The sequence below is a fragment of the Microcoleus sp. T2B6 genome (assembly GCF_036700475.1).
Lineage (GTDB): Bacteria > Cyanobacteriota > Cyanobacteriia > Cyanobacteriales > Microcoleaceae > Microcoleus.
Map to the genome: position 1 here is coordinate 1 of NZ_JAUBOZ010000035.1, position 13,246 is coordinate 13,246.

At 45.9% G+C, this 13,246-nt stretch carries 12 protein-coding genes and 1 pseudogene; 6 read left to right on the forward strand and 7 right to left on the reverse strand.

Annotated elements, in window-relative coordinates; genetic code table 11:
- The 4 genes and pseudogenes from QUA00_RS16835 to QUA00_RS16850 form a co-directional block, all read right to left on the reverse strand.
- Positions 1-584, reverse strand: a pseudogene (locus QUA00_RS16835) (hypothetical protein); the annotation flags it as partial.
- Positions 585-818: 234 nt separating this feature from the next.
- On the reverse strand, positions 819-2,195 hold the full coding sequence (locus QUA00_RS16840; RefSeq protein ID WP_333144289.1) for an oligosaccharide flippase family protein: 1,377 nt from the start codon (positions 2,193-2,195) through the stop codon (positions 819-821).
- Positions 2,196-2,380: 185 nt separating this feature from the next.
- Entirely contained in the window at positions 2,381-3,169 is a 789-nt protein-coding gene (locus tag QUA00_RS16845; protein ID WP_333144288.1) for a TIGR03943 family putative permease subunit, read from the reverse strand.
- A 160-nt stretch (positions 3,170-3,329) separates the two neighbouring features.
- Positions 3,330-4,409, reverse strand: a complete 1,080-nt coding sequence (locus QUA00_RS16850) for a permease (RefSeq protein ID WP_333410300.1) — start codon at positions 4,407-4,409, stop codon at positions 3,330-3,332.
- A 181-nt stretch (positions 4,410-4,590) separates the two neighbouring features.
- Here QUA00_RS16850 and QUA00_RS16855 point away from each other — a divergent pair, with 181 nt between their 5' ends.
- From QUA00_RS16855 to QUA00_RS16865, 3 genes are all read left to right on the forward strand, one after another.
- On the forward strand, positions 4,591-4,782 hold the full coding sequence (locus QUA00_RS16855) for a hypothetical protein (RefSeq protein ID WP_333410301.1): 192 nt from the start codon (positions 4,591-4,593) through the stop codon (positions 4,780-4,782).
- Positions 4,783-4,947: 165 nt separating this feature from the next.
- A complete protein-coding gene (locus tag QUA00_RS16860; protein WP_333144286.1) occupies positions 4,948-5,082 on the forward strand; it encodes a hypothetical protein in 135 nt (44 codons plus the stop codon).
- 317 nt (positions 5,083-5,399) lie between these two features.
- Positions 5,400-6,860 carry an ATP-binding protein gene (locus QUA00_RS16865; protein ID WP_333410303.1) on the forward strand — a complete coding sequence of 487 codons (1,461 nt, stop codon included), beginning with the start codon at positions 5,400-5,402 and terminating at the stop codon, positions 6,858-6,860.
- A 108-nt stretch (positions 6,861-6,968) separates the two neighbouring features.
- On the opposite strand, the gene dnaN is transcribed toward QUA00_RS16865, so the two are convergent.
- From dnaN to dnaA, 3 genes are all read right to left on the reverse strand, one after another.
- Entirely contained in the window at positions 6,969-8,108 is a 1,140-nt protein-coding gene (gene dnaN, locus QUA00_RS16870) for a DNA polymerase III subunit beta (RefSeq protein WP_333410305.1), read from the reverse strand.
- A 455-nt stretch (positions 8,109-8,563) separates the two neighbouring features.
- A complete protein-coding gene (locus QUA00_RS16875) occupies positions 8,564-8,818 on the reverse strand; it encodes a hypothetical protein (RefSeq protein WP_333410307.1) in 255 nt (84 codons plus the stop codon).
- 18 nt (positions 8,819-8,836) lie between these two features.
- Positions 8,837-10,204, reverse strand: a complete 1,368-nt coding sequence (dnaA, locus tag QUA00_RS16880) for a chromosomal replication initiator protein DnaA (RefSeq protein WP_333410308.1) — start codon at positions 10,202-10,204, stop codon at positions 8,837-8,839.
- 219 nt (positions 10,205-10,423) lie between these two features.
- Between dnaA and QUA00_RS16885 the strand changes: the two genes are divergently transcribed.
- The 3 genes from QUA00_RS16885 to QUA00_RS16895 all read left to right on the forward strand — a co-directional run bounded on the left by QUA00_RS16885 (position 10,424) and on the right by QUA00_RS16895 (position 13,090).
- Positions 10,424-11,665: an HhoA/HhoB/HtrA family serine endopeptidase gene (locus tag QUA00_RS16885; RefSeq protein WP_333306235.1), complete on the forward strand. Its 1,242-nt coding sequence runs from the start codon at positions 10,424-10,426 to the stop codon at positions 11,663-11,665.
- Positions 11,666-11,796: 131 nt separating this feature from the next.
- The gene (gene def / locus QUA00_RS16890; protein ID WP_333410310.1) at positions 11,797-12,330 is read left to right on the forward strand and encodes a peptide deformylase; all 534 of its coding nucleotides are present in this window, start codon (positions 11,797-11,799) and stop codon (positions 12,328-12,330) included.
- Between the two features lie 187 nt (positions 12,331-12,517).
- Positions 12,518-13,090: a TerD family protein gene (locus tag QUA00_RS16895; RefSeq protein WP_333144279.1), complete on the forward strand. Its 573-nt coding sequence runs from the start codon at positions 12,518-12,520 to the stop codon at positions 13,088-13,090.
- The last annotated feature ends 156 nt before the right edge of the window (positions 13,091-13,246 follow it).

The window sequence follows — 13,246 nt, forward strand, 5'->3', positions numbered from 1 at the left end:
GGATACGGTTTAAAATCGGTAACGACTAAATCTTTGGGAGTCAGCGGTATCGGTTTCGAGTCGCTGCTGGTGAGATTGACTAGCATTAATCTGCTTTCTGTTTCGCCTTGGACGCCGATGTAAGCAAAAGCTCGATCGCGGCTGCGAAAGGAACTGCTAAACGGTTGCATTAGCGTTCCTTTATTTTGGTTTTTTTCTCCGAAATACTTGTCGGTTGCTCCAGCGAGTTTTAATGTGTAGGTAACGCCGTAGGGTGCTGGATCTTTGAGGGTGTAAGCCATGCGCTTTCCAGCCCAACTAAATTTACCGGGGAGGGGGGGTTCTAGCTTTAAGTTTTCCTCGACGGTGGACTGGTTCATCGGGCGAAAGAATGTGAGGATAAAGCCGGTATCTTCGGCGCCGATTTGTTTGTTTTCCCAGGTAAATTCTCGCACTCTGGGTGCCGTGCGATCGCCGCTAAGCAGCAGCAGCCCTATTAAGACGCTCAGCACTAGCATGAGGAAGATGGCCGTGCGGTCGATCGGCTGTTTGAATGGCCCAATAGCGAAGGGTGAAGGATTAATTTTTTTCTTAAAAATACTCACCAATCTTTCTCTCCTACTTTCTGCTGAAAATTAACTGCCCAATTTTACCTGTTAAATTTTACACTTATGGTCCCATTCCTAACACTCAAAAAGCCATTTTTTTACCACAGTAAATTGCTGCAACGAGTTATTTTCCGTAACAAACCTAGTTTTTGAAACTTGTGGTGCCTCCAGGACTGAATGCAACTTAAGATATTAACTAGGTTGGACACGCGGCACTTTCAACAGGTTTGTTTACTGAAACAGCGGATTGATTGGGATTAAATCCATCGGTGATATTTTATCGATCGGCAGATCCAAACCAAAAGCCACTCTACACCAAATTAGAATAGCTAGCACCCCTACAAACAGTGCTGTTAATTGAATATCCTGCCAAAAACAAGTTAGTCCTTCTCGCCACAAACCGTAGTTAGTTACTGCATAGGTAGGAAGGTCGCCGAGAGCTATAGCAATCACCGCACCTAAATTACCTTTTAAGTGATATCCCAGCGGTATACTTATACATAGATTCACTAAAGTCAGCAGATTGCCCATAGCTTGGTACTGAGACTTTCCTACGGCTAACAGACAAGAACCCATCATATTGTAGAGTGTGGTGTGCCAGATACCTAAAGCCAAGATAGGCATCATCCAAGATGCCGCCGCATACTCTTTCCGATACAGTATTAAAATTAACTGATCTCCGAAGCTCACAAAAATTGCTAAACCTACCGCTAACGGTATTAGAAGTAGCTTGCGGTTTTTCAGTATCTTGGCGCGCAACTCCTCCCGTGGCAACTCTGCTAGCAGAGAAATTGAGGGAAAAATCACCTTGCCGCTAAGGGCGAGGATTACTTGGCGCGGCATATCGCCGAGAGTAAAAGCGATGCCGTAAATGCCCAACATTGTTAAAGTAAATATTTTACCGAGGATGAGTCTATCGGCTTGAGAACACAAGAAAGACAAAGCCGTAGACAAAAATATCCATTTACCATAAGAAAATACTTCTTTAGCTGCTTCTTTATCCCAAGCAAAACGGTTTGACTTGCCAGGAATTAAAAAATGGCTCCATACTAACTCGACCAAACTATTAGTAAAGACGCCGGCGAGGATCGCCCAGATGCTGCGATCAAACCAGGCCCAGACAAGCATCGCTGTAGTAGAAGCGATCTGTAGGCCCAACTCAAAAAATACTACTCTCTTGACTGCCATCTGCCGGTTGAGGCTGGATGTAGCAGTCGAGTTGAACCCTCCTATCACGCAAGTTATACCTATTACTGGAATCAACCACAGGAGACGGTCATCTCCATAAAAAATAGCAACAGGCTTGGTAATTATAATCAAACAAATCCAAACGAAAAAGCTGCGAATGACTTGCAGTGTCCAAACGGTATTGAGAAATTGAGGATCTTCCCCGCGCTTATTTTGGATGATGCTTGGGCCTAGACCTATGTCTGAAAATAAGTTGATCCCTACGATGAAAACGTAGGCTAGACCTACCAGACCAAATAGTTCGGGCAAAAGCAGACGCGTCAGGATTAGGTTGCTGCCAAATCGGATAATTTGACTGCTTCCATAGCTGACGATCGTCCAGGCTGCACCTTTGATTGCTAATTTTTTTCCTGATGACATATACTCAGAATTTATTTACTAATGACGAGTGTAGTTGCTGAATTTGTTTTTGGCAACTCCTACAGGATGGTGTTGCCACTTTTATAGCTGACTGTACCTTGTCTTAATTTGCATAGGGAGGACGGGTCTGGGGTGTCCATCTCACCACAATAAAGGTAAAATTTAATCTCATACTTACTCCACATCTAATAATCATAAGGGTTTTTGGGCTCAGGAATTGGTTTGAGGGAGGATGCTTGAATGATTAATTTGCGCTTGCCTTGCAGTTCTTCTACGATCGTTTCTCCTTCTATTTCTAGCCAACTGTCTGGGGCAAAGGTGGTGCGGCTTTGACCGATCAGTAATTTTACCGGCAACCCGATCGGATAGGCGTCGGCCGCGCAGCAGGTAATGATAAAACGCCCGATCCACATATATTGTTCTGCTATGTTGGGGGGATGAATTACAAATCCTTGAACTTTGACTTTTTGACCTCTGTATATATCCGGTTCGGGGTTGAAATTTAACAGCCGCACCCATTCGACGAGCGATCGCTTTTCTGGTTTTGTATTATTGCGAAATTCTTGGGGTTGCAGTCTGGTGATGGGCAGGGATTCGGTGAGGCCTCGTTCTAATGCTGTCTGGCTGGTAAATGTGCGTGGCGTTGTTAGTAAACCTATTAATGCGACGCTCAACATTAAGGTGCTGCCGATACTGGGGGGAAACAAAGTAACGTGTTCAACTTCGGTGGTTCTGAGAGAGTTATTTGCTGGTGATGTCCGCGATTGCTTTGTGGTGCGATCGAGTTTTAAGAGTTCCCAAGCTTTTAAACCGCCAATAACCATTAAGCCGATTCCTCCCGCTAGAGTCAAGCCAAAGTAATTGGGGTGAATGAGAATGCTTAATTTGCCGGTGATCCAATATTTAAGAAGCAGTATTCCCCAGGCTAAGATAGCTAGGGCGTCCAGCCAGGGGCTAATTTTTTTAAGATTCATTAGTTATTAGTCATTGGTCATTGGTCATTAGTCATTAGTTATTAGTCATTAGTCATTGGTCATTAGTTATTAGTCATTGGTCATTAGTTATTAGTCATTGGTCATTAGTCATTAGTCATTGGGAATCTATCGTTAGTTGTCAGTCCGGTTCAATTTATTATTAACCTAAATGCAAGTTGACAGCAAGGGTCATTAAAAAGGTTAACTGAGCGGCCAAGACAATTAAGTAAACTACTGCTCGACCTTTAAAAATTGACAACATTAAACCGATGCCTTTGAGGTCAATCATCGGGCCGAAAACGAGAAAGGCTAACAGCGAACCGCTGGTAAATGTGGAAGCAAAAGACAGGGCAAAAAAGGCATCTACTGTAGAACAAATCGATACGACTGTGGCTAATAGCAGCATGGCTAGAATCGAGGAAACGGGGCCTTGGCCGAGGTTGAGAATTAGTTCGCGGGGTGCGCCAACTTGAATGATGGCTGCGATCGCACTTCCGATTACCAACACTCCTCCCAATTCGCGCAACTCCTGTACCATAGTATCTAAAAGCAGGCGCAAACGCTCTTTAGAAACGCGGTGGAACAGGGAGGAACGTTTCGAGGTTTTTTCTGTTTTGCTTGTTTGTAATCGCTTCCAGTCGTCTTGTAGCAAAGATTCGATCGGCACCACCCCCCCCGGCTGACCCAGCATAAATGTTCCCGACTGCAAAAGCAGCGGAGTGTTAGCTTGGACGAGTTCTTTTTCGGAAAACTCTGGTTTTGGCAAGGGGATTGCGCGGGCTACAGAAGGTTGCAGCAGAGGCCGCAAGTCTTTTTGGGCGCTGAACACCCAGCCGATAATTGTGGCTATAAACAGAGAAAATACCACCCGCAAAACTACAATTTCTGGCTGATCGCGAAATGCCGTCCAAGTCGCCCAAATTACCACGGGGTTGATGGTGGGGGCCGCCAGCAAAAAGCCGATCGCGGCTGGTGCGGGAACTCCCTGCATCAGTAACCTGCGGGCTACGGGCACGTTACCGCACTCGCACACGGGAAACAAAAAGCCGATCGAACTGCCCATCAAAGCCGCCAGCAGCGGGTTTCGCGGGATGCGCGATACGAGTTTGCGTTCGTCTACAAAGCCCAGCAGCAAACCTGAGAATAAAACTCCCAGCAGCAGAAAAGGTATTGCCTCTACTAACAAGCTGAGAAAAAGGGTAAAAGCATTGTTTAACTGATTCGTGAGGGCGGGTTGCATCGATCACCTACTGGTAAATTTCCTAGTTACACGTCTTTGACACGGCCCCTGTCGATCATACCAAACTACAGCACTAGCTTAAGATTCAGTTAATTTTTTTTGGCTTTTTTTGCTTAAATTTGTACAGGTTCTAATTTAGTCAATGCTGATGCGTTGAATGATCGGGAGCCGTTAAACTTGTTTGAATGGCACTCAATTTTTATGTCTATCCGCCTGGTACAGCCAATTAATAATTGCACCAGCAAACCGCCGCCGATTTGATGGATATTTCGGTCAAGAATGGTTGATTGTAGAACAACTGCTAGGGCAAATTTTGCAGGTCGCGGCTGATGTTGACTCTTTTATATTATCTGCCATCGAACGATCGCTATAAAATTGCTTTGTAGCGATGACTTTAGTTTTCACGACAAACCTATAGGGGATCCACTGGCAGGTGTGCCGCTGGCTGGCCGTTACGGGGGGTTGCGAGTACCGGATCGGGGAGATGGGATGACATGGCCTCAAATGCCCTAGCTTGCAAGGCGTCCCGCCATCGCGATTGCAAGCTAAAACTCAGGGACGCGATCGCCCTAGCTTTGTGCTTTTAACTTGTCTGCTGACGGGCTACATCGTGTTGGCGATCGGGCAATTCCGATTTTCTTCTATTATCAATCAATTATATTTCTCAGCCTAATAATTTATTAACAAAAGGTTAAGACGATAACTTAAGGTTAATGAATAGTTAAATAGTTAAACCAAGCGTTAATACCGCTCAAGTCAGTATAAAATAAAGTCAGGTATAATTACCAGGGCGCATTTATCTCGGTGATCCTCAATCTTGCCTAATACTTTAAGTGGTAAAATTTTCCTTGCTACAGTCAGTTTTTTGTGTAATTTAAAATGCAGTTTGCCAGGGGGATGCCGGTCAAAACACTCAACAAGTCACCTGTTGACCTTTGGTAGCTGAATGTCGCTGGCAAATAGAACCCAAAAAAGCGTGCTGATAAATTTATGTTGAATACCTCCTGCGTAGAAAGACCCGTCCAACCCATCTCCGAGGCTGACCTAGGAGAACTTTGTTTAGACTCTACTCTCCAACAATTGTCGCTTTACGATTTTCAGGTAGAAGCTACGGATTGGGGAATGCGAATTTCCCAGATGTTAGAAGCTAATCCGCTGTTACCGGGAGTCATTGTCACCCATCAAGGTGAATTTGCCGGTATGATTTCCCGGCGGAGATTTTTAGAATTTATCAGCCGTCCTTTTGGGCGAGAATTATTTTTAAAGCGACCTGTGAGGGCTTTGTACCGCTTTGCCGAAACTGAGAGTTTAATTTTTCCCAGCAATACTTTAATTGTGGATGCAGCGAGGAAGTCGCTGTTGCGATCTAAAGAACTGCTTTACGAACCGATTGTGGTTCAAGTTTCGCCTCAAACTTATAGTTTGCTAGACGTGCACGAACTGCTAGTAGCCCAATCCAACATTCATGAACTAGCAACAAAATTGCTGAGGCAGCAAACTCAATCTCAACTAATTCAAACAGAAAAACTAGCAAGTTTGGGACAGATGGTAGCTGGAGTCGCCCACGAAATTAGAAATCCCGTCACCTGCATCAGCGGAAATCTCGGCTTTTTGTCCAACTACTCGAAAGACATCATGGATTTGCTGTCTGCTTACGAAGACATTGTGGGTGACAGCGAAAAAATTGGCGAACTCAAAAAACACATAGAATTTGATTTCTTGCAAGAAGATTGGGTGGAAATTCTCAAAAGTATGAAAGTTTCATCGCAGAGGCTGACCGAACTCGTCACCAGCCTGCACACCTTTTCTCACATGGACGAAACCCACTTGAAGCAAGCTAACATCCACGAATGTATTGACAGTACGCTGCTAATTATGAAAAACCGTCTGAAGTACGGGTTTAATGTAGTTAAAAACTATGGTGATTTGCCTTTAGTCAAGTGTTACTCTGGTCAGTTGAGCCAGGTATTTATGAATATCATCAGCAATGCGATCGACGCTTTGGAAGAGGCAAAAGCAGAAAAAGGTTTTATGGCGGCGATTACTATTGAAACCGAGGTAATAGACAGTTCTGACGGAGACTGCGTGAATTCGGAATTAATTCAAAATTATGTTAGGGGCGATGGCGTCCCGCCCCGCAAGCTACGACAAAATGCCAAACAGCTATCATCCGCCAGCCAAAACGGCGACTTCTGCCCAGAAGCAGCGGAAAAAAATCCAAATAACGCTTGGATAGCCATCCGAATTGCTGATAACGGGCCGGGAATACCGCCAGAAATTCAGCGGCGGATTTTTGAGACATTTTTCACCACTAAACCCGCCGGGAAAGGTACTGGTTTGGGGTTGGCAATTACCCATCAAATTGTTACGGAAAAGCATAAAGGCAAGTTAAATTTGCATTCTACGCCCGGTACAGGTACTGAATTTGAAATTTTGTTGCCATTGATTTGAAGGCCTGGGCGTCTTGTCGATATCGATTTACCACCCAAGCGGGGGCGGGTTTATTAGACGAGCAATTTTAGGCGGAGATTGTTTGTAAAACCCGCCCCTACCAATCGGTTACGCTCGAAGCTGCACTGGCATTACCAAGAATGTAGCATTGACTCCGCCTAAAGGCTGAAAAATTACGGGGGCTAAAGCACCGTTTAATTGGAGTTGAATTTCTGGGGATTGAGCAGTTTTCAAAATGTCAATTAAGTATTTCACGTTGAAAGCAATATCTATGCTATCTCCCGAAATCTGTGCCGGCATTGACTCTTTGCCGCAGCCGACATCTTTAGCATCTACAGACAAAGTAATTTCCTGATTCTCCTCGTCGATGCTGCATTTGAGAATATTATTTTTTTGGTCGGCAAAAACTGCTATTCTTTCTACTGCTGCTAAGAACGATCGCCTTTCTAAGGTAATTTGCCGCTCAAAAGACGGCGGAATCAACTGCCGATATGCGGGATATTGCCCTTCCAAGGTGCGGGTTGTCAGCCGCTGATCTGCCCATTCAAACACTACTTGACCCTGTTCAAAATGCAAGGTGACAGGTTCAGTCCACTGCCGCATCACCAGCATTCTTTCTACTTCCCGCAATGCTTTAGCGGGGACTGTCACCTCAAATTCTTCTTGGGTTTCTTCGCCTTCAGCTTTTTCATTGGCAGTTTGAACTACTGCCAATCTGTGGCCGTCTGTAGCTGCAAATTCCAGGCAATCTTGCAATACCTTTAAATGCACGCCTGCAAGTACCTGTTTTGCCTCGTCGGGGCTAGTAGCAAATAAAGTTCCTTTGAGTCCTTCTATCAAGGCTTCCGGTGGCAATTTAAGGATTGTTCCGCCTTCTATTGCAGGCAATTCAGGGAATTCTTCCGGGCCCATGCCTCTAACTTGGTAGCTGCCAGAACTGCAAGTGAGATATGCTACGGTGTCTCCCGCTTCGTCTTCTAGAGTAATCTCTCCATCTGGGAGTCTCGAAACAATATCGTTAAGCAATTTAGCGGGTATGGTAAAACTGCCGCCGCCAGTCACTTCTGCTGCGAAGCTGGTACGAATGCCTAAACTGAGATCGAAAGCTGTCAAGCTAACCCGCTGATTTTCCTCATCCGCTACTAAGAGCACGTTGGCTAGTACCGGATGTGTCGGGCGGGAGGGAACGGCCCGACTTACCAACGAGAGGTTGGCGTTGAGGTCACTTTGGGTGCAAACCAATTTCATGGTACGAAGGTTAATTAACCGGATTTGAAACAGAAACAAATGGTATCACAGAAAGCCGATGGGTCGGTTTTTCTCTGTCAGGGCTTAAGCCTGGGCGCTTATTCCCGGTTTCTACGCAAAATTTTGTCTGTAAAAACGAGAAATCTTCCAAGAAACCCGGTTTCTGAGGTTAGCGCGCGTCGCGAACTATCTGTGTTGGGTGTGCAGGGATCGCTAGTATTTTTTAATTTATTGAATTATTTTTGTATCGATCGCCCTGTGGAAACTGTGGAAAAAAAAGTTAACTGCTTGCTGGGCGTCACTTATAGGTAATAAATACCTGTGGAAAACTTGTGGAAAAGTTGGTGCGGTCGATCGCCCATTTTTGTGCAAAAGCTGTTTCGGGCGATCGAGTAAAGTTTTCCACAAACGGCAGGCAACTTTTCCACAGGTTTTTCCACAGGCAAGATTGTCTATTATGGGGAATTGTTGACTGTTGACTGTTGACTGTTGACTGTTAACTGTTGACTGTTGACTGTTGACTGTTGACTGTTAACTGTTGACTGTTGACTGTTAACTGTTAACTGTTGACGGCGTTGACGGCGTTGAGTGATGACAACTGACAACTGACAACTGACAACTGACAACGGACAACCGACAACTGACAACTGACAACTGACAACTGACAACTGACAACTGACAACCGACAACTGACAACTGACAACCGACAACTGACAACTGACTTCTTCTCAAGTTTTGCGGCTGACAACATTAATTCGATCGCTCAACTGACGCAAAGTTTGAGCCAAATTCGGGTCAGTGTTCCGCAACTGAGCAATTTTGTCACAACTATAAAGCACAGTCGTGTGGTCTTTGCCACCGAATACTTCGCCAACTTTCGGCAAACTCAAACCAGTATGCTGCCGAATTAAATACATCCCTATTTGACGTGCCAGACTAATTTCTCGTCGGCGGGAAATTCCTTTCAAATCTTCAACAGAAACATCAAACTCCTCAGCCACAACTGCAATTACTGCATCTGGCGTTGCCTCTACGCTTTCAGTTTGCGGATTCAAAACCGGGGCGATATTTTCCACGGTCATCGGCAAACCAGTAATTGAAAGATATGCTACCGCCCGAATCAAAGCTCCTTCCAATTCCCGAACGTTGGAAGTGTAACTAGAAGCAATGTATTCAATCACATCTCGCGGCAGCCGCATATTTTCATACTCAGCTTTTTTCTGCAAAATTGCCATCCGAGTTTCCAAGTCTGGCAATTGAATGTCGGCAATTAATCCCATCGAAAATCTGGAGCACAAACGCTCTTGCAGGCGGGGGATTTGCTGTGGCGGACGGTCGGAAGCTAAAACTACTTGGTTTCCGGATTCGTGCAAAGTATTAAAAGTGTGAAAAAATTCTTCTTGAGTGTATTCTTTGCCTTCAATAAATTGGATGTCATCTATTAATAAAACATCGGCGGCGCGATAATGGTCGCGGAAAGTTTGCATACTGTCTTTGCGAATAGCGGCGATTAAATCGTTAGTAAATTTCTCAGTAGAAACGTAAAAAATCTTGGCGTTGGGGTCAATTTCCAAGCGATAATGACCGATCGCCTGCATCAAATGAGTTTTGCCCAAACCGACGCCACCGCACAAAAATAGAGGATTGAATTCTCGGCCCGGAGACTCGGCTACCGCGAGGGAAGCGGCGTGAGCCATGCGGTTGTTAGAACCGACAACAAAGCGGGAAAAGAGGTATTTGGGGTTTAAATTGGCGGGTTTGGGGGGGTGAAGCGAGTGGCTTTCCATATCGGCGATGGGGGAGGGCCAAATTATGGCGGAGTCACTGCTGCCACCTGTTTCGTTTCCTCCGGCAATGGTCAAGTAAATGTCTACGGGATAGCCGAGAATTTCGTAGACTGCATCGGCAATGGTTTTGACGTAATATTTTTGCAACCAATTGCGAGCAAAGGGGTTGGGGGCGCTGACGATCAAACAGTTATTTTCGAGTTGTTCGGCCCTAGCAGTTTTGATCCACGTCTCAAAGCTAGGTCTGCTCAGTTGTACCTGGAGACGTTCAAGTATCTGATTCCACAGACTTTCGAGGGGAATGTCCACTGCTCACCTCTGCCGATCGGCATTCAAGATATTAATTCTACTCTAGAGAGTTTAGAGAGTTTAGTCGTCAGATGCTAAAGTTTAAGGGAGTCTGCCGTAGCACGGGCGAGGGCCCGACGCCATCGCCCAAAAATTTGGCGGCTCTGCAGTCCGGCGCCAGGTATCGGGGAGCGGATCAGCAAATATTTAGATGTGGCAGGAAAGCCTTAAAACATGGCCATGAAGAGTTCTACTGGCAAATTTTGGAAGCAACCGGCAATTTACATATTGCTGCTGGTAACGGGAGCCGGGGCCGCCATGTTGGGCGATCGTCTGACGGTTTCTCAATTTCGTGGAAATTCTGGCGATTCTGGACAAAGGGCGCTGGAACCGAAATTGCAACTGCCTCCTAATACAAAGGATCAAGCTAGGAAAGTCTTGCCGCCGGCTTCCTTGTCCGGCGACGGGACTAATGTGAATTTTATTGTGGCGGCGGTGGCAAAAGTTGGGCCGGCAGTGGTTCGGATCGATGCTTCGCGCCGGGTGAAAGCGGGAAATAGAGGGCTGTCGCCGGAAGATTTTTTTGGCAGAGAACCGAATTCGGGCGGCCGGGGCGGGATCGAACGGGGCACTGGTTCGGGTTTTGTCATCGGTGCCGACGGCCTGATTCTCACTAACGCTCACGTTGTAGAGGGAGCCGATACGGTAAATGTAACTCTCAAGGACGGCCGCAGCTTTCAGGGGCGGGTGTTGGGGGCTGATAAGGTGACGGATGTGGCTGTGGTGAAGATTGAGGCGAATAATGTGCCTGTGGCGACGATCGGCAATTCGGATAAGCTGTTGCCTGGGGAATGGGCGATCGCGATCGGCAATCCTTTGGGTTTGGACAATTCCGTAACTGCGGGGATTATTAGCGCTACGGGACGATCGAGCTCTGATGTCGGCGTACCTGACAAGCGGATCGGTTTTATTCAAACAGACGCTGCAATTAATCCGGGGAATTCCGGCGGCCCGCTGCTGAATGCTTCGGGCCAAGTTATTGGCATGAATACGGCGATTATTCAAGGTGCTCAAGGGTTGGGGTTTGCGATTCCCATTCAGGCGGCGCAACAGGTGGCGAAGGAACTGATTACGACGGGGAAAGTCGAACACGCTTATTTGGGTATTGAAATGGCGACGCTGACTCCAGAGGTTAAGCAGCAAATTAACAGCAATGCTACCAGCAGCCTGCGAGTTGCAGTCGATCGGGGTGTGGCTATTGTTAGTGTAGTTCCTAATTCTCCCGCAGCAGCAGCCGGTTTGCGGGCTGGAGATGTGATTCAAAAAATTAATAATCAGCCGATTATTCAGTCGGAAGCTGTTCAGGAGTTCGTGCAAAATGCTAAGGTTGGCGGGCTGTTGCAAATGGAAATCAACCGCAACGGGCAAATAGTTAATTTGACTGTTAAACCGGGGAGTTTGCCGGTTCAAAAAGTTGGATAAGAAGGAAAGCACGACACGGATTTGGACACGGATACACGGATTAATTATTGAGTGAGTAAGTTATATTTTGTTCCTCCACCCAACCGACAAAACTGTAACAACAAATAACCAATAACGACTAACCAATAACTATGGCAGAAATCTTACAAATCTCACAATTAGGAAATCCCGTGCTGCGCCGCCGATCGCAAGTTGTCGAGAATATTAAGGACGATCGCATTCAACAGTTGATTGACAGCTTAATATTTACAGTACAGCACGCAAACGGAGTGGGGATTGCCGCCCCTCAAGCGGCTCAGTCCGATCGCCTTTTCATCGTCGCATCGCGCCCCAACCTGCGGTATCCCCAAGCACCCCACATGGAACCCACAGCGATGATTAATCCCCGGATTGTGGCTGCATCAACAGAGACAGTCAAAGACTGGGAAGGCTGTTTGAGCATTCCGGGGATTCGGGGATTGGTGCCGAGAAGTAGGGCGATCGAGATAGAATACACCAGTAGAGACGGCAAACTCCACCGACAAGAATTGACAGACTTTGTGGCCCGAATTTTTCAACACGAACACGACCATTTAGATGGAATCGTGTTTTTAGACAGGGTGGAAAATACCCACGAACTAATCACAGAGGATGAGTATCAGCAGCAATTTGTCAAGCTACTTTAACCAAAAGCATTCAGCGTACAGGCCCCCGATTCATCCGCAGGGTCGCTTTCTTCAATTATCCAATCTAAAATCCAAAATCTAAAATCTAAAATCGATAGATGAGTACCAAAAGGAAATTGTCAACTTACTATAACACTTGATATAATTGCTAGTAGTAACGCCAGTGATGTTGTGAATAGGAGGGCAAATGTCTATCAATTTGGAAAAAGGCGGGAGAATCAATCTCTCTAAAGAAGCACCGGGGCTAAAAAATGCCGGGATTGGTCTGGGATGGGATACCAATGCTACAGACACAGGCGCAGCATTTGACTTAGATGCTTCCGTGTTTATGTTGGGGGCTAATGCAAAAATTCCCAGCGAAAAATACTTTGTTTTTTACAACAGCAAAGAGTCGCCGGACGGTTCTGTAATACATCTGGGAGATAGCAGAACCGGAGAAGGATTTGGTGATGATGAAACCGTTACAGTCGATTTAACCAAAGTCGATCCGGCGGTGCAAGAAATTGTGTTTGTGGTAACAATCGACCAAGCAGAATCGAGAAGGCAAAACTTCGGTCAAGTGCGGAATGCTTTTATCAGGATTTACGACACCACTACTAACACAGAAGTCATGAAGTACGATTTGGATGAGGATTTTTCTCGGGAAACTGCCATCGAATTTGGCCGACTTTACAAGAAAGATGGCGAGTGGAGGTTCCAAGCAGTGGGACAAGGCTACAATTCCGGCTTGCAAAGCTTTGTAGATAAGTATGCCGCATAAAATGTCGATCGCTCCTAGCTAAATAAATCGAGGGGAAATTCGGAAGCAGGAATGTTTCCCTCGATTTTAAGCAATCAGACTCATGAGGTGACAAACCAGATGGGAATTCAATTAAAGAAGGGCGAAAGATTTAATCTTTCTAAAACATCTCCACTA

What these genes read in the sequence shown, in the direction of transcription:
- QUA00_RS16840 (WP_333144289.1), bottom strand. Translation starts at nt 2,195, where the DNA reads ATGTCATCAGGAAAAAAATTAGCAATCAAAGGTGCAGCCTGGACGATC.
- QUA00_RS16845 (WP_333144288.1), bottom strand. Translation starts at nt 3,169, where the DNA reads ATGAATCTTAAAAAAATTAGCCCCTGGCTGGACGCCCTAGCTATCTTA.
- QUA00_RS16850 (WP_333410300.1), bottom strand. Translation starts at nt 4,409, where the DNA reads ATGCAACCCGCCCTCACGAATCAGTTAAACAATGCTTTTACCCTTTTT.
- QUA00_RS16865 (WP_333410303.1), top strand. Translation starts at nt 5,400, where the DNA reads ATGTTGAATACCTCCTGCGTAGAAAGACCCGTCCAACCCATCTCCGAG.
- dnaN (WP_333410305.1), bottom strand. Translation starts at nt 8,108, where the DNA reads ATGAAATTGGTTTGCACCCAAAGTGACCTCAACGCCAACCTCTCGTTG.
- QUA00_RS16885 (WP_333306235.1), top strand. Translation starts at nt 10,424, where the DNA reads ATGAAGAGTTCTACTGGCAAATTTTGGAAGCAACCGGCAATTTACATA.
- def (WP_333410310.1), top strand. Translation starts at nt 11,797, where the DNA reads ATGGCAGAAATCTTACAAATCTCACAATTAGGAAATCCCGTGCTGCGC.
- QUA00_RS16895 (WP_333144279.1), top strand. Translation starts at nt 12,518, where the DNA reads ATGTCTATCAATTTGGAAAAAGGCGGGAGAATCAATCTCTCTAAAGAA.